Source organism: Ruegeria sp. AP11, from assembly GCF_056535865.1.
Map to the genome: position 1 here is coordinate 114682 of NZ_JBQFJB010000002.1, position 21803 is coordinate 136484.

Annotated in this window: 17 protein-coding genes; 16 read left to right on the forward strand and 1 reads right to left on the reverse strand. The window is 58.2% G+C overall.

What is annotated here, in order from left to right:
• Position 1 precedes the first annotated feature (1 nt).
• The 4 genes from phnY (at position 2) to ACR3E4_RS18430 (ending at position 5175) form a co-directional block, all read left to right on the forward strand.
• Positions 2–1465 carry a phosphonoacetaldehyde dehydrogenase gene (gene phnY, locus ACR3E4_RS18415; protein WP_480536138.1) on the forward strand — a complete coding sequence of 488 codons (1464 nt, stop codon included), beginning with the start codon at positions 2–4 and terminating at the stop codon, positions 1463–1465.
• Positions 1466–1568: 103 nt separating this feature from the next.
• A complete protein-coding gene (pbfA, locus tag ACR3E4_RS18420) occupies positions 1569–2921 on the forward strand; it encodes a (R)-1-hydroxy-2-aminoethylphosphonate ammonia-lyase (RefSeq protein WP_480536140.1) in 1353 nt (450 codons plus the stop codon).
• Between the two features lie 214 nt (positions 2922–3135).
• On the forward strand, positions 3136–4800 hold the full coding sequence (locus ACR3E4_RS18425; protein WP_480536142.1) for a Na/Pi cotransporter family protein: 1665 nt from the start codon (positions 3136–3138) through the stop codon (positions 4798–4800).
• Positions 4801–4890: 90 nt separating this feature from the next.
• Positions 4891–5175: a hypothetical protein gene (locus ACR3E4_RS18430; protein ID WP_480536143.1), complete on the forward strand. Its 285-nt coding sequence runs from the start codon at positions 4891–4893 to the stop codon at positions 5173–5175.
• Positions 5176–5237: 62 nt separating this feature from the next.
• Here the strand turns inward: ACR3E4_RS18430 and ACR3E4_RS18435 are convergent, their stop codons facing one another.
• The gene (locus ACR3E4_RS18435) at positions 5238–5834 is read right to left on the reverse strand and encodes a LuxR C-terminal-related transcriptional regulator (RefSeq protein WP_480536154.1); all 597 of its coding nucleotides are present in this window, start codon (positions 5832–5834) and stop codon (positions 5238–5240) included.
• 251 nt (positions 5835–6085) lie between these two features.
• Between ACR3E4_RS18435 and ACR3E4_RS18440 the strand changes: the two genes are divergently transcribed.
• From ACR3E4_RS18440 to ACR3E4_RS18495, 12 genes are all read left to right on the forward strand, one after another.
• Entirely contained in the window at positions 6086–7327 is a 1242-nt protein-coding gene (locus ACR3E4_RS18440; RefSeq protein ID WP_480536144.1) for a pyridoxal-phosphate-dependent aminotransferase family protein, read from the forward strand.
• Between the two features lie 28 nt (positions 7328–7355).
• Positions 7356–8552, forward strand: a complete 1197-nt coding sequence (locus ACR3E4_RS18445) for a malate--CoA ligase subunit beta (RefSeq protein WP_480536146.1) — start codon at positions 7356–7358, stop codon at positions 8550–8552.
• On the forward strand, positions 8552–9442 hold the full coding sequence (gene sucD, locus ACR3E4_RS18450) for a succinate--CoA ligase subunit alpha (RefSeq protein WP_480536148.1): 891 nt from the start codon (positions 8552–8554) through the stop codon (positions 9440–9442). Before ACR3E4_RS18445 ends, sucD begins: the two co-directional genes overlap by 1 nt.
• Positions 9442–10413 carry a 2-hydroxyacid dehydrogenase gene (locus ACR3E4_RS18455; protein ID WP_480536150.1) on the forward strand — a complete coding sequence of 324 codons (972 nt, stop codon included), beginning with the start codon at positions 9442–9444 and terminating at the stop codon, positions 10411–10413. Before sucD ends, ACR3E4_RS18455 begins: the two co-directional genes overlap by 1 nt.
• Positions 10413–13043 (forward strand): phosphoenolpyruvate carboxylase, encoded by a 2631-nt coding sequence (locus ACR3E4_RS18460; RefSeq protein ID WP_480536152.1) that lies wholly within the window; start codon positions 10413–10415, stop codon positions 13041–13043. Before ACR3E4_RS18455 ends, ACR3E4_RS18460 begins: the two co-directional genes overlap by 1 nt.
• Before the next feature lie 21 nt (positions 13044–13064).
• Positions 13065–14360 (forward strand): serine hydroxymethyltransferase, encoded by a 1296-nt coding sequence (gene glyA / locus ACR3E4_RS18465; RefSeq protein WP_480567132.1) that lies wholly within the window; start codon positions 13065–13067, stop codon positions 14358–14360.
• A gap of 18 nt (positions 14361–14378) precedes the next feature.
• The gene (locus ACR3E4_RS18470; protein WP_480536480.1) at positions 14379–15356 is read left to right on the forward strand and encodes an HpcH/HpaI aldolase/citrate lyase family protein; all 978 of its coding nucleotides are present in this window, start codon (positions 14379–14381) and stop codon (positions 15354–15356) included.
• Between the two features lie 7 nt (positions 15357–15363).
• The gene (locus ACR3E4_RS18475; RefSeq protein WP_480536479.1) at positions 15364–16647 is read left to right on the forward strand and encodes a glycerate kinase type-2 family protein; all 1284 of its coding nucleotides are present in this window, start codon (positions 15364–15366) and stop codon (positions 16645–16647) included.
• A 109-nt stretch (positions 16648–16756) separates the two neighbouring features.
• Positions 16757–18007 carry a sarcosine oxidase subunit beta family protein gene (locus ACR3E4_RS18480; protein WP_480536478.1) on the forward strand — a complete coding sequence of 417 codons (1251 nt, stop codon included), beginning with the start codon at positions 16757–16759 and terminating at the stop codon, positions 18005–18007.
• 13 nt (positions 18008–18020) lie between these two features.
• On the forward strand, positions 18021–18308 hold the full coding sequence (locus tag ACR3E4_RS18485) for a sarcosine oxidase subunit delta (protein ID WP_480536477.1): 288 nt from the start codon (positions 18021–18023) through the stop codon (positions 18306–18308).
• Positions 18305–21250, forward strand: a complete 2946-nt coding sequence (locus ACR3E4_RS18490) for a sarcosine oxidase subunit alpha family protein (RefSeq protein WP_480536476.1) — start codon at positions 18305–18307, stop codon at positions 21248–21250. The genes ACR3E4_RS18485 and ACR3E4_RS18490 overlap by 4 nt, the downstream gene beginning before the upstream one ends.
• Positions 21243–21803, forward strand: coding sequence for a sarcosine oxidase subunit gamma (locus tag ACR3E4_RS18495; RefSeq protein WP_480536474.1), 561 nt, complete (start codon positions 21243–21245; stop codon positions 21801–21803). The genes ACR3E4_RS18490 and ACR3E4_RS18495 overlap by 8 nt, the downstream gene beginning before the upstream one ends.

Consider the following 21803-nt stretch of genomic DNA (forward strand, 5'->3'; position numbering starts at 1 on the left):
CATGAAAGATCAAACCATGTCGAACATCGAAGTACGAAACGAAGGGATGCGGATCGGTGGTGAAGTTGTATTCACTGACGAAACCGTTCCGGTGCTGTATCCCTATACCAACGAGGTGGTGGGTCATGTACCGGCCGGAACCGCTGAACATGCACGCAAGGCCTTCAAGATTGCGGCGAACTACAAGCCGAAACTCACCCGTTATGAACGCAGCCAGATCCTGCAGCGCGCGGGAGAACTGATCGGAGAAAAGCGTGAGTATCTGGCCAAATGGCTGACGCTGGAACTTGGCATTTGCCATCAGCACGCAATCTATGAAACCAAGCGCGCGCAGGACGTCTATCAGTTTGCCGCCGCCGAAGCGCTGAAAGACGACGGCGAGATATTTTCGTGCGATCTGACCCACAACGGCAAAGCCCGCAAGATTTTCACGACGCGAGAACCCGTAAACGCGATCAGTGCGATCACGCCATTCAACCACCCGCTGAACATGGTCAGCCACAAAATTGCTCCATCTATTGCGACCAATAACTGCATGGTCTGCAAACCGACGGAACTGACCCCGCTGACAGCGCTGACTTTAGCTGACATTCTCTATGAAGCGGGGCTGCCGCCGGAGATGTTCCAGGTTGTCACGGGCTGGCCCGGCGACATCGGTGATGAAATGATCACCAACGATCACATCGACATCATTACCTTCACCGGCGGTGTACCGGTCGGCAAGATGATCGCCGAAAAGGGTGTCTACAAACGCCAGGCGCTGGAACTCGGCGGCAACGATCCCCTTATTATTCTAAATGATCTCAGCGACGCGGACCTGGACAAGGCGGCAACAATTGCGGTTGCGGGCGCGACCGGCAACTCCGGCCAGCGCTGTACGGCGGTCAAACGCATTTTGGTGCAGGAAGGTGTGGCGGACAAGTTTGTGCCGCTGGTTCTGGAGAAAGCCAAAAAGATCAAATTCGGCGATCCGCAGGATCCCGAAACTGAACTGGGTTGCGTGATCCATGACAAGGCAGCAGAGATCTTTGAAAACCGCGTTTATCAAGCAGAGAAAGAGGGCGCCGAAATCCTCTATCACCCCGGTCGTCAGGGCGCGCTGCTGCCACCCATCGTGGTCGACAAGGTACCTCATGACAGTGAATTGGTCATGGAGGAAACCTTTGGCCCGATCGTCCCCATCGTGCGTGTGCCCGACAATGATGAAGAGGTGATGGCGATTTCGAACTCGACCGAGTTTGGCCTGTCTTCGGGCGTCTGCACCAACGATCTGAACCGCGCGATATCCTATATCAACGGGTTGGATGTGGGCACCTGCAACATTTGGGAACAACCCGGATACCGCATCGAAATGTCGCCCTTTGGCGGCATCAAGGACAGCGGTAACGGCGTTAAAGAAGGCGTCATCGAAGCGATGAAGTTCTTTACCAACGTCAAAACCTATTCACTGCCCTGGCCCGGCTGATATTCCTGCCCATCCCGTTGGCGGGCGGGGCTTCAAAATTCCTCCCCTACTGGCGGACCTTTCGGGGTCCGCATCTTTTACGAAGCAACAGCGAGAAGCGGATATGCCACAGATTGTCCATACCGAAGGGGAATCGAATACTTCGGAAGCCCGCAAAACCTGGCTGAAGAAGTCTATCGGCCCCAAATCTTCGCCACTGCTAAAACGCGACGCGGATGTGTTCCTGCATCAATCCTTGTCCAGCCCCTGCGTTAGCACGATTGCCAAGGCAGAAGGGATCTGGATCGAGGACCTCGATGGCCGCCGCTATATGGATTTCCACGGCAATTCGGTGCATCACATCGGTTATGGCCATCCCCGGTTGGTGCAGGCTATCAAGGATCAACTGGACGACCTGCCCTTTGCCCCGCGCCGCTTCACCAATGACCCGGCGGTGAAACTGGCCGAGAAACTGGTCGCTATCACCCCCGGTGATCTGGGCAAGGTGCTGTTCACCACCGGCGGCTCGGACGCTAATGAAGTCGCGCTCAAGATCGCGCGCGCCGCTACGGGCCGCTTCAAGACGCTCAGCTTCTGGGACGCCTTCCATGGTGCCGGTTTTGGCGCAGCAAGCATTGGCGGCGAGGCCACGTTCCGCAGCCATATTGCCGGGCCACTTTTGCCGGGAACCGAGCATGTGGCCCCCTTCCACCCCACCCGCTGCCCTTATGGGCACACAACGCTTGAGGCCAGCGCCGAAGCCTGCGCCAACATGATCGACTATGTGCTGGAGCGCGAAGGCGACATCTGCGCCGTGGTGGCCGAAGCGATGCGCGCCGTCCCCATTGTGCCACCGCCGGGTTTCTGGAAACGGGTGCGCGAAATCTGCGACCGCCATGGTGCATTGCTGATCCTGGACGAGATTCCGACGGGGTTGGGTAAGACCGGGCAGATGTTCTCGTTCCAACATGACGAGATCGTTCCCGACATTGTCACCATCGGCAAATCACTGGGCGGAGGTATCCTCCCCATCGCCGCCTGCATCGCCCGCAAGAATCTGGATGTTTGCGGCGATTTTGCCATCGGGCACTACACGCACGAAAAGAACCCTGTCACCGCGCGCGCCGCATTAACCACGCTGCAGATCATTGAGGATGAGGGATTGGTCGAACGGGCGTCGGAGTTGGGCGAACATGCAATATGCCGACTTATGGAGACATTGCAAAACGTTCCCATCGTTGGCGACATCCGGGGCCGTGGCCTTATGTTCGGGATCGAGATTGTCGAAGACCGTGTTACCAAGACACCGGGAAATACCCGCGCGGAACGGATCTATTATGCCTGTCTCGAAGCGGGGCTGAGCTACAAGATCAGCCAGGGGTGCGTTCTGACCCTGTCGCCGCCGCTGACTATTTCGAAAGGTGAACTAGACCGGGCAATCGATATCGTAGTTGCAGCGATTGAAAACGAGGTCTGACCGGTCGGTCCGCATACGCCGTGCAAAACTCTAGCGCGGGGGAGCACAGTTCAAACCGATCAAACCCTGACGCGGATGACACGGCGCGAACGCTCATCGCGAAGTTGATTGAAACCGACGTTTCTAGCGCCGCGGTCAAAAAAGTAAAAGCTACTTGCAGATTATCGCACAAGAGCTGCGGTGAACTGAGCCTATATTGAAGTCGGAGTGAAGTATGGCGATTGTCACCTTCCTGATCAGCCTGGCCGGGGCCACCATGCTGCTGCTGTACGCGGTCCGCATGGTGCGTACCGGGATAGAACGCAGCTACGGCGCGTCGTTCCAGCGGGTGATGACGCAACAACGTAGTTACGTGCAAGCTTCGATGGTGGGCGTGGTGATGGCGATGGTGCTGCAAAGCTCGGCGGCGGTAGCTCTGTTAAGCTCGGGTTTTGCTGCCAGCGGATTGCTGAGCTTTCCGGCTGGGCTGGCCATTGTGCTGGGTGGCGATCTGGGCTCGGCACTGATCATTCAAATCCTTTCGTTCAAACTGGACTGGCTTGTTCCGTTGCTGCTGGCCGTTGGCGGCTATCTGTTCGTCAAGACCGAGGCTAAAAAAGCCCGACAGCTGGGGCGTATCCTGATGGGTGTTGCCTTTATACTGATCTCGCTCAGGTTTCTGCGCGAAGCGATGGACCCCATTCGCGACAGCGCATTTCTACCCGCCGTAGCCGACTATTTGGCCCGTGACTATATTACCGCCTTCCTTGTCGGAGGTGCGCTGGCCTTTGTCATGCATTCTTCGGTCGCAGCCATCCTTATGTGCGTGACGCTTGTGCAGATTGGCGCAATCCCGTTCGCCGCCGGTATGTCATTGGTCTTTGGCGCGAATTTCGGCTCAGCCTTCATACCGGTCTGGCTGACGCGAGGGATGCCCGTGACCGCCCGGCGTATACCCTATGCCAATCTGGCGCTACGGGGCAGTTGGGCACTAGTCACATTGTTTGCCGCTAACTTCGCCTTGCGGACCGGGCTGTTGGGCGACCCGCAAGGGGGCCAGATGCTGGTTAACGTACATCTTGCATTCAACCTGTCGCTTCTGGTTCTGGCTCTTCCGTTTTGCGGACGCGTGGAGGGCTTGTTCGAAAAGCTCTTGCCCGACCAGAAGAAAGAAAAGGAATCCCGACCTGCGCGCCCGACCTGCGCACTGGACATGGAAAATGTGGCTAACCCGAGCCAGGCCATGCCGAGCCTCAAGCGTGAGCTTCTGCGGATGAGTGACTTTCTCGAAACCATGTTCCGTCCTGTCCTGGAGCTGTACCGCAGCGGAGACAAGGAACAGATCCGCTCGGTACAGGCTATTGACGAGGACGTAAACAGATGCCTTTCCGATATTCGAGCCTTTATCGCTGCGATGCCCTCAGAGCTATATGAAAAACGGGATGCAAAAACCGCGCGCGATTTAATGGAATTTGCGATCCGGCTTGAAACGGCAGGGGATGTTGTCGCCAAACGCCTGACAGTTTTGGCCGGCGAAATGCGCGCAAAGGGATCAAGTTTTTCACAGGAAGGCTGGTCGGAACTTGTTCAGATGCACGAGGGAATTCTGGCCAATATGAAACTGGCATCGAATGTGCTGATTTCGGACGATCTGGAAAGCGCCCGGCTTCTCAGCCTTGAAAAAACCGAAATCAAACGCGTGGAGCGAGACAGCCGCAAACGACACCTACGCCGACTGCAGCACGGCACAACGGAAAGCTTCGAGACCAGCGACATTCATCTGGAGACTTTACGGGCATTCCGGGAATTCAACAGCCACATCGCTTCGATCGCCTACCCGGTCCTGTACCGGAATGGTCAGTTGCTTGAGACACGATTAATCACCCAGATTGCTGACTAACGAGTTGCCGAATGGAGTACTTTATTAAGCACTTGGACGACGAAATCGTGTTACTATCGGTAAGGCGGTCTGACACAGGAGTCAGTTTCAATGAAAAAAGTCAAATCAGAAGATGGAAACAAGGAAATAGGTACAAGTAATTCCGTTCGCATACATCAGTTTGTCTCAGGATTGTCAGGCTTTTTTAAAAGCCTCGCTAATAGACGGTCTCAGGCGGGCGGCTTCGAACCAGCGAAGCCCGTTGATTGCCACTTTGAACTCCGATTCTTCGACACTCCTTCAACTCAATCAAAACAAAGTGAGCCAACTTCCAGAAATAAAGATGGAACCGAAAGTAGCAAGACTCAAAGGGCCGAACCATTTTATTTACCATAATTTCGCTTACACCCAGATATTGCGTGTTCGATAGTACACGCCCGGCTATTGGCGCAATTCAATTAATCTGAGGCTGCGCCAGAAGAGTAGAAGAATGCAATCGCTTGTGCCCGATTTTTGACTGAGAGCTTTTCATATATATTGGACAGATGAAACTTGACTGTGTTTGTCGAAATTTGCAGGTCCTTAGAAAGCTCGCGGTTTGACAGACCCTTGGCCAATGCCTCGAGGATGACACGTTCTTTGCGTGAAAGGCTATGAATTGGGTCCTGCTGCATCTTCCGAACATCGATGAACGGAAACACCATTTTACCAGCCGCCACGTCCGCGCAGGTTTCCAACAATCCTTCGACCTCACCAGACCGGGATGCAAACCCCGCGGCACCGGCCTGCATCGCAAGGCGCGGAACATCTCCTGCCTCATCGCCGTAGACGACAAAACGGGGCGCGTTTTCCTGTTCACGCAAAACCTCGATCAGTTTGGCTGCACCCAGGACCGGCAAATTCCAGGCAATCACGCAGACCTTAACCGGAACTCTCATCACCGCACCCAGGAAGCCTTCGGCGGTTGCAGATGTAGCAACCAGAGAGAATCGCGGATCACGTTCAAAAATCTCTGACATGGCCGACAATACCAGCGGATTGTTGTCGGCAAGCATAACGTCAATAGGTTGCTGTGAAGGCTCTGTCATTGATTTTACACCCAAAATTCGCAAAACCTACCCAGTAGTATAGGGCTTTTCTTGGTATACATCGGCATTCTTGCAAAAATGGGTAGGTTTTTCCCAGTCCTATTAGAAGGCCTAAAGCAGTAGTAAGTTACGTTGCGCGATGATGCAAGCAACGCTTTTCTGATCCACAAAACGATATTTGGGCGTGGTCGACCACCCCGACGATCAAGGAGGATCGAATGACTTTCCATATTTACCCCACGCTCGAAATCCCCGAGACGCTGGCCGCTGGTCCGGGGCCGGGCAACACCGATGCTCGCGTTCTTCAGGCCTTCTCCAACGCCGGAGTTGCGGATCACATGCAGGGCGACGTTCTGCGTGGCATGGTCGAATGCAAGCATATGCTACGCGAGATCTGGGGCACTTCGAATACATATACTTTCGCAGTCGCAGGCACCGGCTGGAGCGCGCTGGACACCATGTTCTCGGCCGTCATGCCCGGCGACAATGTTGTTGCATTTAACAACGGCACATTTTCAGGCATCGACACGCTGACCCTTCGAATCAAGGCGGCCACGGCGGAAGAGCATGCCGCCAACCCTCTGGACCCGCATGCCGCCAGTGTCACCGTCATCGACGTGCCGCATGGCCAATCGGTGACCGGTGAAATGGTCGAGGCCACACTGGCCGAGCACAAGCCCAAATGGGCGTTCATGGCGCATTGGGAAACGGGTTCGGGTCGTATCAATGATCTCCGCGGGTTCTCAGATGCCTGTGAACGCCACGGCGCAATGGGTCTGATCGATGCCGTTTCGTCTTTGGGTGTCGAGGACTTCCGGATCGACGATTATCCGGGCATCGCTGGCTGGGCCTCGTGCCCGCAAAAGGGCCTGTGCTGCTTGCCATTGACCTATGCGCCGGTCAGCTTTTCCGATGAATTTATCGACAGCCTGAAATCAACAGGTGCCTACAGCTATGTCCACAATCCCATTTTCGAGGCCCGTCATTGGGGAATCGTCGATGGGCAGGATGTCGAGAAAGGTACCTATCACCGGACCCATTCCGGCTACGCTGTGGCCGCCTTCCATGAATCCCTTCGTCTGACGCTGACTGAGGGATTGGCAAAGCGGTCGGGCTCGTACCGCACGCACGAAAAGGTGCTGCGTGACGCCGTAACCGCGATGGGGTGCGAAGTGACTTCGGATATGCCCAGCCTACTGGTCCTCAACCTGCCGCCGGAGCTCGCCGGTCGCGAGATGGAGCTGGTCCAGAATTGCCGGGCGCGCGGGTTCGGCATCTGGCCGACGCTCAGCGCACCGGTACAGGTCCGGATCGGCATCCTCAACCAGCTGAACCGCCAGGCGATCAGCCAGATCATCCGTCTATTCGCCGAAGCCATGCGCGAACTGGGCGGCACCGTCGATTTTGAAGAGATCGAGGCATTGCTCGAAAGCCGTTACGGCACGTCGATCGCTGCTTGAACGCACTGCATAAACGGGAGGAATGCAGATGGATATTCATGAGTATCAGGCGAAGGAAGTTCTTTCGAACTTCGGTGTTGCCATACCGTCCGGCGCGTTGGCCTATAGCCCTGAACAGGCAGCCTATCGCGCCCGAGAGCTTGGCGGAGACAAGTGGATTGTCAAAGCACAAGTCCACGCAGGCGGCCGCGGCAAAGCGGGTGGCGTCAAGCTGTGCAACAGCGAAAATGAGATACATACGGCCTGCGACGAGATGTTCGGCCGCAAACTGGTGACCCACCAGACCGGACCGGAAGGCAAGGGCATCTATCGTGTCTATGTCGAATCCGCTGTGCCGATCGATCGCGAGATTTATCTGGGTTTCGTTCTGGACCGTTCCAGCCAGCGGGTCATGATCGTAGCCTCCTCGGAAGGTGGAATGGAGATTGAAGAGATTTCCGCCGAACGCCCTGACAGCATCGTGCGCTCAATCGTGGAACCAGCCGTTGGACTGCAGGAGTTTCAGGCCCGCGAGATCGCTTTCAATCTGGGCCTTGAACCCCGTCTGGTGCAGCAAATGGTTCGCACGTTGCAGGGCTGCTATGCCGCCTTCAACGAACTGGACGCGACCATGGTTGAGATTAACCCGCTGGTCGTCACTGGCGACGACCGGGTTCTGGCGCTGGATGCGAAGATGAGCTTTGACGACAACGCATTGTTCCGTCATCCCCAGATTTCCGAACTGCGAGACAAAAGTCAGGAAGACCCGCGCGAAAGCCGTGCCGCGGACCGGGGGCTGTCTTATGTGGGCCTTGAAGGCAATATCGGCTGCATCGTGAACGGTGCAGGTCTGGCCATGGCCACGATGGACACGATCAAGCTGGCGGGCGGCGAGCCTGCGAACTTCCTCGACATTGGCGGCGGCGCCTCGCCGGAACGTGTCGCCAAGGCTTTCCGACTGGTTCTGTCCGACAAGAACGTTCAGGCAGTGTTGGTCAACATTTTTGCCGGTATCAACCGCTGTGACTGGGTCGCCGAAGGCGTCGTACAGGCGCTGCGCGAGTTGGAGATCGACATCCCTGTCATTGTGCGACTTGCGGGGACCAACGTTGAAGAGGGTCAGAAGATCCTCGCCAAATCCGGCCTGCCGATCATCCGAGCCACTACGCTGATGGAAGCCGCCGAACGGGCGGTGGGTGCCTGGCGGAACGATCTGACACAAAACACCAAGGTGAGGGCTGTATAATGAGCATTCTTCTCGACCGCGACTCTCGCGTAATCGTTCAGGGCATCACCGGACGTATGGCGCGCTTTCATACCAAGGATATGCTGGATTATGGCACCAACGTAGTCGGCGGCGTCGTTCCCGGAAAAGGTGGCGAAACCGTCGAGGGTGTGCCCGTATTTGACACAGTCAAGCAGGCTGTTGAATGCACCAGCGCGGATGCGAGCCTTGTGTTTGTCCCGCCCCCGTTTGCGGCGGATTCGATCATGGAAGCCGCAGATGCGGGTATCCGCTATTGCGTTTGCATCACCGACGGTATTCCGGCTCAGGACATGATCCGCGTCAAACGCTACATGTATCGCTATCCCAAGGACAAGCGTATGGTATTGACCGGCCCGAACTGCGCCGGAACGATCAGTCCCGGCAAAGCTCTGTTGGGGATCATGCCCGGGCATATCTACCTGCCCGGAAATGTCGGCATCATTGGCCGCTCGGGGACGCTTGGCTATGAGGCTGCGGCTCAGTTGAAAGAACGCGGTATCGGAGTTTCGACCAGCGTCGGCATCGGAGGTGATCCGATCAACGGTTCCTCGTTCCGTGATATACTCGAACGCTTTGAGTGGGATGAGGACACCGAAGTTATTGCCATGATTGGCGAGATCGGCGGGCCGCAAGAGGCTGAAGCGGCTGAATACATTCGCGATCACATCTCGAAACCCGTCATTGCCTATGTTGCTGGTCTGACCGCGCCAAAAGGGCGGACTATGGGCCATGCCGGTGCGATTATCTCGGCTTTTGGTGAAAGTGCATCGGAAAAGGTCGAGATTCTGTCCGCCGCCGGAGTAACCGTTGCCGAAAACCCTGCTGTCATCGGTGAGACGATCGCCCGTGTCATGGGAAAGGCTGCGTGATGGTTAAGCCTTCGGTTCTTGTCACCCGTCGTTGGCCTGCTGCGGTCGAAGCGCAGTTGACCGAGAACTACAACGCCGTGCTCAATACCGGGGACAAACCAATGTCCCCGGCCGAAATCCGCGATGCGCTGAAAAGCTATGACGCGGTTCTGCCCACGGTTACGGACACGCTCAGCGCCGAAGCGCTGGACGTTCCCGCAGCACAGACCAAAATCCTCGCCAATTATGGCGTGGGATATAGCCATATCTGCGAACCATCGGCGCGCAATCTTGGGATGACCGTGACCAATACACCGGACGTCCTGTCCGAATGTACGGCCGATCTGGCCATGACGCTGCTGCTGATGGTTGCCCGTCGCGCTGGCGAAGGCGAGCGCGAACTGCGCGCTGGAAACTGGTCCGGTTGGCGCCCGACCCACCTTGTCGGTACGAAGGTCAGCGGCAAGACGCTTGGCATTATCGGCTTTGGACGGATCGGGCAGGAAATGGCGCGGCGCGCGCATCACGGCTTTGGCATGAAAATTGTGATTCAGAACCGCAGCGCAGTGTCAGCCGAGGTACTGAAGCAGTTTAACGCTACGCAGGTCGAAACGGTCGATGATTTGCTGCCACAATGTGATTTCGTCTCGCTACATTGCCCCGGAGGATCGACGAACCGGCACCTGATCAATGGGCGCAGGCTCGACCTGATGAAGCCTGACGCATTCCTTATTAACACCGCACGCGGCGAAGTTGTGGACGAGCACGCTTTGGTACAGTCGCTGATGTTCGACACGATCGGCGGCGCGGCACTGGATGTCTTTGACGGCGAGCCCCGGATCAGCCCGGACCTGTTGCAATGCGACAGTCTGGTGATGTTGCCCCATCTGGGCAGCGCCACGCGCGAATCCCGCGAAGCCATGGGGTTCCGCGTACTCGACAATCTCGGCGATTTTTTTGCAGGCCGCACTCCGCGGGATCAGGTGATCTGATGCAAGCGCTGGCCCGAAATATTCCACCCACCCCGGAACCTTCGAATTATGCCGAAGGGTTGCGCTCGGAATTGCGGGTGTTGTGGCGGAACATTTTGCTAAAACGGGCGCCCCATGTAGCGACCTGGGCCGAGGCCACGCCATTGCAACCCATCCCCACCGGTCCTGAAGCAACGCCCTACCTACAGGCCCTGTCGATCTGGTTCCAACTTTTGCGCATCATTGACGAAAACGCAGAAGTCCGGGACCGTCGCCTGACCGAGACCCAAAGCGGGGCCGAAGCGGTCGAAGGCGGATTCGCCGAGGTATTGTCTGACCTGTCCCTGACGGATCGCCAGACGGAAAAGCTGACCGCTGATCTGTGTGCAGGTCCCACCCTGACCGCGCATCCGACCGAGGCCAAACGGGTCACTGTTCTGGAAATTCACCGTCGGATTTACCGCAACCTCGTCGGTCTTGAAACCCAACGCTGGACCCCGACCGAACGCGCCGATTTGCTGAATGGTCTGGAGGGTGAGATCGATCTTTTGTGGCTGACGGGTGAACTTCGACTGTCGCGCCCAAGCCTGCACGATGAAATCGAATGGGGGTTGCAATTTTTCCGGGATGCAATCTTTGACGCCGTCCCGCAGGTAATGGATCGATTTGATCAGGCCTGCCTGCATGTGCTGGGCCAGACACTGAACGAAACACCCGATATCCGCTTTCACAGCTGGATCGGCGGTGATCGGGACGGCAATCCGAATGTCACGACCGAGACGACCGCGCTGGCCTTGCAACGCGGGCGTGAAACGGTTCTTGACCTTTACCGTCAGGCCCTTGATCGGGCTGCAAGCAGGCTGAGTATAAGTGCACTCATATTGCCGCTGCCCGAGCTCAACAGGGCGCGAATACAAGAAATAATCGACCGGTTTCCGGACGCTGGCCGCAATCGGAACGAACCGTTTCGGCAAGCTCTCAATGCCATTCGCCATCGGCTGACAGATGGCGGCTATGATCACATCTCACAATTCGTGAGCGATCTTGATGCGCTTGATAACGCATTATGCGCGGTCAATGCCGATATTCTGGCGCGACGACATATCCGCCCCCTGCGCCGAGCTGCGACGGTTTTTGGGTTCCGAACCACAACGTTGGATATCCGTCAGAATTCGACCGTCACAACCGATGTTCTGGCCGAAATCTGGTCACAATCCGGGCAGGCTCCGGACTATGGCACGGCCGAATGGTCTGCCCGTTTGCGAACCGAACTGGCGGATCAGAACCTGCCTCATCAAAGCCGCGATGCACTGAGCGATCAGGCACAGGAATTGCTCGCCCTTCTGGCGCTGGTCCATAACGTGCGATCAGGGCCAGATCCCAAGGCAATCGGCCCGCTCATCCTGTCCATGACCTGTTCTGCCGATGATATTCTCGGCGTCTACCTGCTGGCCCGTTATGCCGGGTTCGGGTCCGAAACACTGGATATTTCGGTGGTTCCGCTGTTTGAGACGATTGCCGATCTGCGCAACGCCCCGGCGATCCTGCTGGATGTTCTGGGCGTTCCGCTCGCCCGCCGCAGCCTCAAAACTGACGGTAACGTAATCGAGGTGATGCTGGGATATTCGGACAGCGGTAAGGATGGCGGCTATTTCTGCTCAACATGGGAGTTGGAGCGTGCCCAACGCCGGATCGTGTCGGCACTGGCCTCGCAAGGCTTTAAGGCCACATTTTTTCATGGTCGCGGCGGCTCGGTCAGCCGGGGCGGCGCACCTACCGGACGCGCCATTGCCGCGCAACCCAGCGGAACAATTGCCGGGCGATTGCGCGTAACCGAACAGGGCGAGGTTGTTTCGACCAAATATGCTAACCGCGGTACGGCTGCGGCGCATCTAGAATTGCTGCTTTCAAGCACGCTGCGCCATACAGCCAACCCCGGCGAAACCCCTGCCCGGCCCGAGTTCGACGACGCGCTGGATGCCCTGTCGGAACTGTCTCAGATGGCTTATGTCTCGCTTCTTCAGATGCCGGGCTTTCTGGATTATTTCCAGCAAGCCAGCCCGGTCGAAGAACTTGCCCGCCTGAAAATCGGCTCCCGCCCGACCCGCAGGTTCGGCGCAGCCAGTCTGGATGACCTGCGGGCCATACCATGGGTTTTTGCATGGTCGCAGAACCGTCACCTGATCACCGGTTGGTACGGGTTTGGCGCCGCCATGACCAGCTTTCGTAAATTCCGTGGCGCGCGAGGTGATGAAGTGCTGCAGGACATGTTCAATGATTCTCGCCTGTTCCGCCTCGCCGTCGATGAGATGGAAAAATCGCTCTATCAGGCGGATATGGATATCGCCGCACAATACGGCGAATTGGTCCCCGATGCGGAGACTTCTCAACGCATCTCGCGGGCTATCAAAACGGAATACGACAGTGCCTGCAGCGCAGTGCAGTTTCTGACCGGCGGTCAGACCATCGGTCACCGTTTTCCTCGTCTGTGTGAGCGGTTTGATCGTAAACGGGCCGAACTGGCCCGCATTCACGCGCTGCAAGTCGAACTGCTGCGACAAGCCCGAAGCGAGCCGCAGGCAGGATCGGTACCTGTGCCTTTGCTGCAATCCATGAACGCCATTTCCGCTGGCCTCGGCTGGACCGGCTAACCCTTTTCAGGAGGTTTCAACGTGAACGCCCCGCAACGCACTCAAGGTTTTTTCACCCAGTCCCTTTCGGATCGTGACCCCGAGCTGTTCGGCTCGATCACGTCCGAGCTGGGCCGTCAGCGCGACGAGATCGAGCTGATCGCGTCCGAGAACATCGTCTCTGCCGCCGTCATGGAGGCGCAGGGCTCGGTTCTGACCAACAAATACGCCGAGGGCTATCCCGGACGCCGCTACTATGGCGGCTGCCAGTATGTCGACATCGCCGAGAATCTGGCCATCGATCGCGCCAAGCAGCTGTTCGGCTGCGAATTCGCCAACGTTCAGCCGAACTCGGGCAGCCAGGCCAACCAGGGTGTGTTTCAGGCGCTGATCCAGCCTGGTGACACCATTCTGGGCATGAGCCTGGATGCCGGCGGTCACCTGACCCACGGCGCGCGTCCGAACCAGTCGGGCAAGTGGTTCAACGCCGTGCAGTATGGCGTGCGCAAGCAGGACAACATGCTGGACTACGATCAGGTCGAGGCGCTGGCGAAAGAGCATAACCCCAAGCTGATCATCGCCGGTGGTTCCGCCATCCCGCGCCAGATCGACTTTGCTCGTATGCGCGAGATCGCGGACATGGTCGGCGCCTATCTGCATGTGGACATGGCGCACTTTGCCGGTCTGGTCGCAGCCGGTGAACATCCCAGTCCGTTCCCGCACGCGCATGTGGCGACGACCACCACGCACAAGACCCTGCGCGGTCCGCGTGGCGGCATGATCCTGACCAATGATGAAGATATCGCCAAGAAAGTGAATTCGGCGATCTTCCCCGGCATTCAGGGCGGCCCGCTGATGCATGTGATCGCAGGTAAGGCCGCGGCCTTTGGCGAGGCGCTGCGGCCCGAGTTCAAAGGCTATATCCAGCAGGTGATCACCAACGCACAGGCGCTGTCGGATCAGCTGATCAAGGGCGGTCTGGACACGGTGACCCACGGCACTGACACCCATGTGGTTCTGGTCGACCTGCGTCCCAAAGGCGTCAAGGGCAACGCGACCGAGAAGGCCCTGGGCCGTGCGCATATCACCTGCAACAAGAACGGCGTGCCGTTTGACCCCGAGAAGCCGACCATCACCAGCGGCATCCGCCTGGGCTCCCCCGCCGGGACCACCCGTGGCTTCGGCGAGACCGAATTCCGCCAGATCGCCGACTGGATCATCGAGGTTGTCGACGGTCTGGCCGCCAACGGCGAAGACGGCAACGCCGCCGTCGAGGCAAAGGTCAAAGCCGAGGTCGCCGACCTCTGCGCCAGATTCCCAATCTACCCGAACCTGTAAGACGAAGGACCCTAACCCATGAGCTTTCATTCCATTGACCAAGCCCCTGCCCGCCTGAACCGCAGCGAATTGGCCGTACCGGGCAGCCAGCCCGGCATGTTCGAAAAGGCTGCACAATCGGACGTGGATGTCATCTTCCTTGATCTCGAAGATGCCGTCGCACCTGACGAAAAGGAACAGGCCCGTAAGAACATCATTCAGGCACTGAACGATATTGACTGGGGCAACAAGACCATGTCGGTGCGGATCAACGGGCTTGATACCCATTACATGTATCGCGATGTGGTGGATGTGGTCGAACAGGCCGGAGAGCGGCTGGACCTCATCATGATTCCCAAGGTCGGCACTGCAGCTGATGTTTATGCGGTAGACATGCTGGTGACCCAGATCGAGGACGCCAAGGGCTACAAGAAGCGTATCGGGTTCGAACACATCATCGAAACCGCGCTGGGGATGCAGAATGTCAGCGAAATCGCGGCGGCTTCCAAACGAAATGAAAGCCTGCATTTTGGTGTTGCGGATTATGCAGCCTCGACCCGGGCGCGGACGACCATCATCGGTGGCGTGAACCCTGACTATTCCGTTCTGACCGACGCAGATGCGGACGGTGGCCGCCTGTCCCATTGGGGCGACATGTGGCACTATGCGCTGGCCCGAATGGTTGTTGCAGCCCGTGCCAATGGCCTTCGCCCGATTGATGGCCCCTTTGGTGATTTTCAGGACCCCGACGGCTATCGCGCGGCGGCCAAGCGGGCGGCTGTTCTGGGATGTGAAGGCAAATGGGCAATTCACCCCAGCCAGATTGCGTTGGCGAACGAGGTTATGTCTCCTTCGGATGCCGAAGTGAACAAGGCTCAGCGCATTCTTGTAGCAATGGCCGAGGCCGAAGCGTCCGGCAAAGGCGCCGTGTCTTTGGATGGTCGCCTGATTGACTATGCCTCGATCCGTCAGGCGGAAGTATTGGTCGAAAAGGCGGGTCAGATCGCTGCCGCATGAGCGAACTATGACCGGGCAATCCTCAATAAATCTGTGGGATAGAGCCGCAGCCATCTTCGCTGCGGCGGTCACCGCCGCAGATCCGGCAGATTCGCTGCGCAGACAATTGCGAACGGCACCGCTTCCCGCACCAAAACAGGGCGGGCGCAGCATCCTTATAGCTGTTGGAAAAGCTGCGCCTGCCATGATGGCAGAGGCATTGCTACATGTTCAGGGCGACCACATCGCCCTAGCCGTGACACATGCCGAAAACCAGACCAATGTGGACGGAGCGACCGTATTGAATTGCGCGCACCCCGTCCCGGACGAACGAGGACTGAAAGCCGGGAGACAGATCATCGCACTGCTCAAGGCAGCACGTGAGGAAGATCAGATCATTGCGCTGATCTCGGGCGGGGGATCGGCCTTGGTTCCCGCGCCTGTCAAAGGGTTGACCCTGTCAGACAAAATCACGGTCAACGAGGTTTTGCTGTCCTCCGGGCTCGACATCGTGCGGATGAATCTTGTGCGTCAGCACCTGAGCCGAGTTAAGGGCGGAGGGTTCTTGCGACACGGCTCGCCTGCCCCGGTCACGGCCTATATCCTGTCGGATGTGATCGGAGATGATCTGCGCGCTGTTGCCAGCGGACCGACCGCCCTTCCAATCGGAAGCCGCGCCGACGCCCGCAGAACCTGCATCGAGGCCGGTATCTGGCATCGGTTACCAAAATCTGCCCGCGCCCATCTGGAACAAAGCACTCCTGAACAGGCCATAGCGCCTGAGGCAACCAATCACCTGATCGGATCGAACACGATCAGCCTTGAAGCGGCACATGCATGTGCATCGCAGACCTGCCGCGCCGAAATTGCCTCTGACGCGTTGATCGGTGACGTGTCAGATGCCGCAGACAAGATTTTGCAAGCAATCCCGTCCGCAACTGTTGAGCGTCCAGTCGCTCTGCTGTTTGGTGGTGAGACTACTGTGCGTTTGCAAGGCTCCGGGCACGGAGGGCGCAATCAGGAATTGGCACTGCGGGTGGCCCAACTGGCGGAGGGACGATCAATACCCGGCAACTGGGTATTCCTCAGCGGCGGCACGGATGGACGCGATGGCCCCACCCCCGCAGCGGGTGCGATTGTGGATGCCGGGACGTTCGGCCGAATCCGCGCTTCAGGGCATGACCCCGCCGCCCTTTTGGCAAACAACGACAGTTACAAGGCGCTGACGCTGTCAGGTGACCTTCTGATAACCGGCGCGACCGGGACCAATGTTGCGGACATCCAGGTCTTGCTGCTTGGCGCTAACGCGTAAGGCGTTGTGAATTCGCCGGCCTTCAGGTCTGATTCAACGCTATCGATGTCGGATTTGAGAGTATCAATTCAAATGATTTGCGTGGAATCTGGCGAAAAAGGTCCGATCCATGCGATATTCTGGCTTCAAAGTCATCAAAGAGGCGCTTACCGGCCACAAAGGTTGGAAGCCAGCCTGGCGCGACCCTGAACCCAAGCCGCAGTATGACATCGTGATCATAGGCGGCGGCGGTCATGGTTTGGCCACGGCGCACTACCTTGCCAAGGTCTATGGTCAGCGCAGCGTGGCGGTGATCGAAAAGGGCTGGATCGGTGGTGGCAATGTCGGGCGCAACACCACGATCATCCGCTCAAACTATCTGCTGGACGGGAATGAGCCGTTCTATGAGTTCTCGCTAAAACTGTGGGAGGGTCTGGAACAGGACGTCAACTACAACGCGATGGTCAGCCAGCGCGGGATCATCAATCTGATCCATACGGATGCGCAGCGTGACGCCTTTACCCGGCGGGGCAATGCGATGATCCTGAACGGCGCGGATGCCGAATTGCTGGATGCCGATCAGGTGCGCCGGGAATATCCCTTTCTGAATTTCAACGATGCGCGGTTCCCGATCAAAGGTGGTCTGGCGCAGCGGCGCGGCGGCACCGTGCGTCACGATGCCGTGGCCTGGGGATATGCGCGCTCAGCCGACAGTTTTGGCGTCGATATCATCCAGAACTGCGAAGTGACCGGGTTTCGGATCGAAGACGGCACATGTCTGGGTGTCGAGACCTCGAAAGGGTTTATCGGCGCGGGCAAGGTCGGCTGTGCCGTTGCGGGCAATTCGGGGCGGTTGATGGGCATGGCGGGGATACGCCTGCCGATCGAAAGCCATGTCTTGCAGGCCTTTGTCTCGGAAGGTCTGAAACCGGTTCTACCCGGTGTCATCACCTTTGGCGCGGGGCATTTCTATGTCAGCCAGTCCGACAAGGGCGGCCTGGTCTTTGGCGGCGATCTGGACGGGTATAACTCCTACGCGCAGCGCGGCAATCTGCCAGTGGTCGAGGATGTCTGCGAAGGCGGCATGGCGCTGATGCCGATGATCGGCCGGGCGCGTCTGCTGCGAATGTGGGGCGGCATTATGGACATGTCGATGGATGGTTCGCCCATCATCGACCGGACCGGAATCGACCGGCTCTATTTCAATGGCGGCTGGTGTTATGGCGGGTTCAAGGCGACCCCGGCGTCTGGCTATTGCTTTGCGCATCTGTTGGCACGGGATGAGCCACACCCGACCGCAACCGCCTATCGCTTTGACCGGTTCCGCACCGGGCACATGATTGACGAAAAAGGCATGGGCAATCAGCCCAACCTGCACTGAGGGGACCAGCACCATGATCATCCATCATCCCTTGCTGGGCCCGCGTGACAGTTCCGAATTTGTCTATCTGGGCGACGCGTCGCTGATTGACCGCCCCGACTGGCAGGGCGACGACGCGGTGACGGCGTTTCACGATTATGCCTATCTGCGCGACAATCCCGCCGGTCTGCATCGCGAGCTGTGGTTTCACGAAGGCGGCGACCGGTCCTGGCTGGTGGTGACCCGCAATACCGTGACGCATGAGATCACAGAGGTGGAGTTGGCCCGAGACGTGGCCCGGGCACAGGGACGTTCAAAATGACTCAAGACAACAGGCTGAGCGGCGGTCAGATCGACCGCACCAAAACCCTGAATTTCAAGTTCGACAACCGCAGCTACGCGGCTCATCCTGGCGATACACTGGCCTCGGCCCTGCTGGCCAATGGCGTACGCCTGATGGGGCGGTCGTTCAAGTATCACCGCCCCCGCGGTGTGCTGACCGCCGGATCGGAAGAACCCAATGCGATCGTCGAACTGCGCTCGGGCAACCGTCGGGAGCCCAACACCCGCGCCACAACGATCGAGATGTTTGACGGGCTTGAGGCCCGATCGCAAAACCGTTGGCCCAGCCTGAAGTTCGACGCGCTGGCGATCAATGACAGGTTTTCGAACTTCCTGTCGGCTGGGTTTTATTACAAGACCTTTATGTGGCCCGCTACGTTCTGGGAAAAGTTGTACGAGCCGATGATCCGCCGCGCCGCCGGTCTGGGCTCGCTTTCGATGCAAGAGGACCCGGACGAATACGACAAGGGGTTCCGGCATTGTGACCTGCTGATCATTGGCGCCGGTCCGTCCGGTCTGGCTGCCGCCTTGACCGCGGGCCGGGCCGGATCGGACGTTATCCTGGCTGACGAGGATTTCGCGCTTGGCGGACGGTTGAACAGTGAGACCTTCACGCTGAACGACGGCCCTGCGGATGAATGGGTCGCGCAGACGGTGGCTGAGCTGTCCGCAATGCCGAACGTCCGCCTGATGCCGCGTACAACTGTCATCGGGGCTTTTGATCACGGCATTTATGGCGCGGTTGAACGTACCGGTGACCACATTGCCACTTTGCCTTCGGGCAAGCCCCGGCAAATCCTGTGGCGTATCTATTCCAAACGCGCCCTGCTCTGTGCAGGCGCGACCGAACGACCCATCGCATTCGAAAACAACGACCGTCCCGGTGTCATGCTGGCCAGCGCGTTGCGGACTTATGCCAACCGGTTCGCGACCACGGCAGCGCAGCGCGTGGCGATCTTTACCAATAATGATGACGGCCATCGGACCGCCGCCGATCTGAATGCCAAGGGCGTCAAGATCGCGGCCGTGGTGGATGTTCGATCGGATGCGCCGATCAGCTACGAATACGAAGTGCTCGCAGGCGCTCAGGTCGTTGATACCAAGGGCCGTCTGGGTCTGAGCTTTGTCGAGGTCAAACTGGCCGACGGGTCCAAGCGCACATTAGACTGCGGTGCGCTTGGCGTGTCCGGTGGCTGGAACCCGAACGTACATCTGACCTGCCATCAGCGGGGGCGCCCGATCTGGAACGAAGATCTGGCGGCCTTCGTTCCGGGCGCAGACCTACCGCCGGGCCTTACGGTCGCGGGCGCAGCAAACGGGATGATGTCGACCCATGGCGCGTTGCAATCCGGTGCCCAGGCAGCGGTTGAAGCGCTGAAACTCGGCGGCGCGCTGCCCGACTTGCCCAAGGCCGAGGATGCCCAGGTCTCGCAAACGCCATATTGGTATGTTCCGGGCTGCGCGCGCGCATGGCTGGATCAACAGAACGATGTGACGGTCAAGGATGTGAAGCTCAGCCATCAGGAAGGGTTTCGATCGGTCGAACACCTGAAACGCTATACCACGCTGGGCATGGCAACCGATCAGGGTAAGACATCGAACATGGGCGGTCTGGCAATCATGGCGGAACTGGCCGGTAAATCCATCCCCGAGACGGGAACGACGATATTCCGCCCACCCTATACACCGGTGTCTATCGGCACGCTTGCTGGGCGCATGAAAGGGCAGGAATTCCATCCAACCCGCCTCACGCCCTCGCATTATTGGGCCAAGGAACGGGGCGCGGTATTTGTTGAGGTCGGCAACTGGTTGCGCGCGCAGTGGTTCCCCCTGCCCGGCGAGACGCATTGGCGTGAATCCGTCGACCGCGAAGTACGGCAGACCCGCGCCTCGGTCGGCGTGTGTGACTGTACGACGCTTGGAAAAATCGACGTGCAAGGCACCGATGCTGCGGACTTCCTGAACCGCATCTACTGCAATGGCTTTGCCAAACTGGCGGTGGGAAAAACCCGCTATGGCCTGATGCTGCGCGAGGACGGGATTGCCATGGATGATGGCACCGCCGGACGTCTGGCCGAGGATCATTTTGTGGTAACAACTACCACGGCCAATGCGGTCAAAGTCTATCAGCATATGGAGTTCGTCCGGCAATGCCTGTTCCCGGACATGGACGTCCAACTGATCTCGACCACCGAAGCCTGGGCGCAATATGCCGTTGCTGGTCCAAACTCGCGCAAACTGCTGCAGAAGATCGTGGACCCGGAATTTGACATTTCGAATGAAGGTTTTCCGTTCATGGCCTGCGCGAATATCACCATTTGCGGTGGCCTGCGGGCGCGTCTGTTCCGGATTTCGTTCTCGGGCGAGCTGGCGTTCGAGATTGCGGTTCCCTCACGCTATGGCGATGCGTTGATGCGGCGTCTGATGCAGGAAGGTGAAGAGTTCAATGTTGTTCCCTACGGCACCGAGGCTCTTGGCGTCATGCGGATCGAAAAGGGACACGCCGCAGGGAATGAACTCAACGGAACCACCACGGCGCTGAACCTTGGCATGGGCCGGATGGTGTCCAAGAAGAAAGACAGTATCGGTTCGACCCTGACCGAACGTGAAGGGCTGAATGAGACTGATGCGCTGAACATGGTCGGCGTCAAACCCGTAAACAGCGCGGACAAAATCACCGCTGGCGCGCATCTCATGGATGCATCCGGCCCGGTCGATGCCGCGCATGATCAGGGCTATGTTACGTCGGCCGCGTTCTCGCCTTCGCTGGATAGTCACATCGGCCTGGGCTTTCTGAAGAATGGTGGTGACCGTCAGGGCGAAAAAATGCGCCTTGTCTCGCCGCTGACCGATCTGACCGTCGAGGTCGAGATTGTCTCGGCTCATTTTGTCGACCCTGAGGGAGAACGGCTTCGTGCATGATCTTGTTGCAAAAACCGCCTTGGGCGGATCTGAGCCCCATGTCGATACGGTTGGAACCGTCACATGTACCGAGGTGCCTGGTGTTGCGTTGGCCTCGGTCGCCGCGCGCGCTGGCCTCGAAGCAGAAGCCCGCAAAGCGCTTGCAAGACTAATCGGTGCGTCAGCACCCGATGTTGGTAAGTTCGGTGGTGACGTTGTCTCGGCATTCTGGACCGGACCGGATCAGTGGATGGTCGAAGCCCCGTTCGATACACATGAAGAACTGGCGCATCAGACGAAAGACTGTGTCGGCGACACCGCGTCCGTTTCAGAACAGACCGATGCCTGGACCCGGTTCGATCTGGAAGGCGCAGACATTCTGGCGGTTCTGGAGCTGCTATGTAATCTGGATTGCCGCAAGATGGGTGCGGGCGAGACGGCCCGTACTTCGATCCATCATCTCGGGTGCTTCGTTCTGTGCAGGTCCACCGCATTGTTCAGCCTTTATGGTCCCCGTTCTTCGGCAGGGTCTATGCATCATGCGCTTGTGGCAGCGATGAAATCCGCTCTTTGA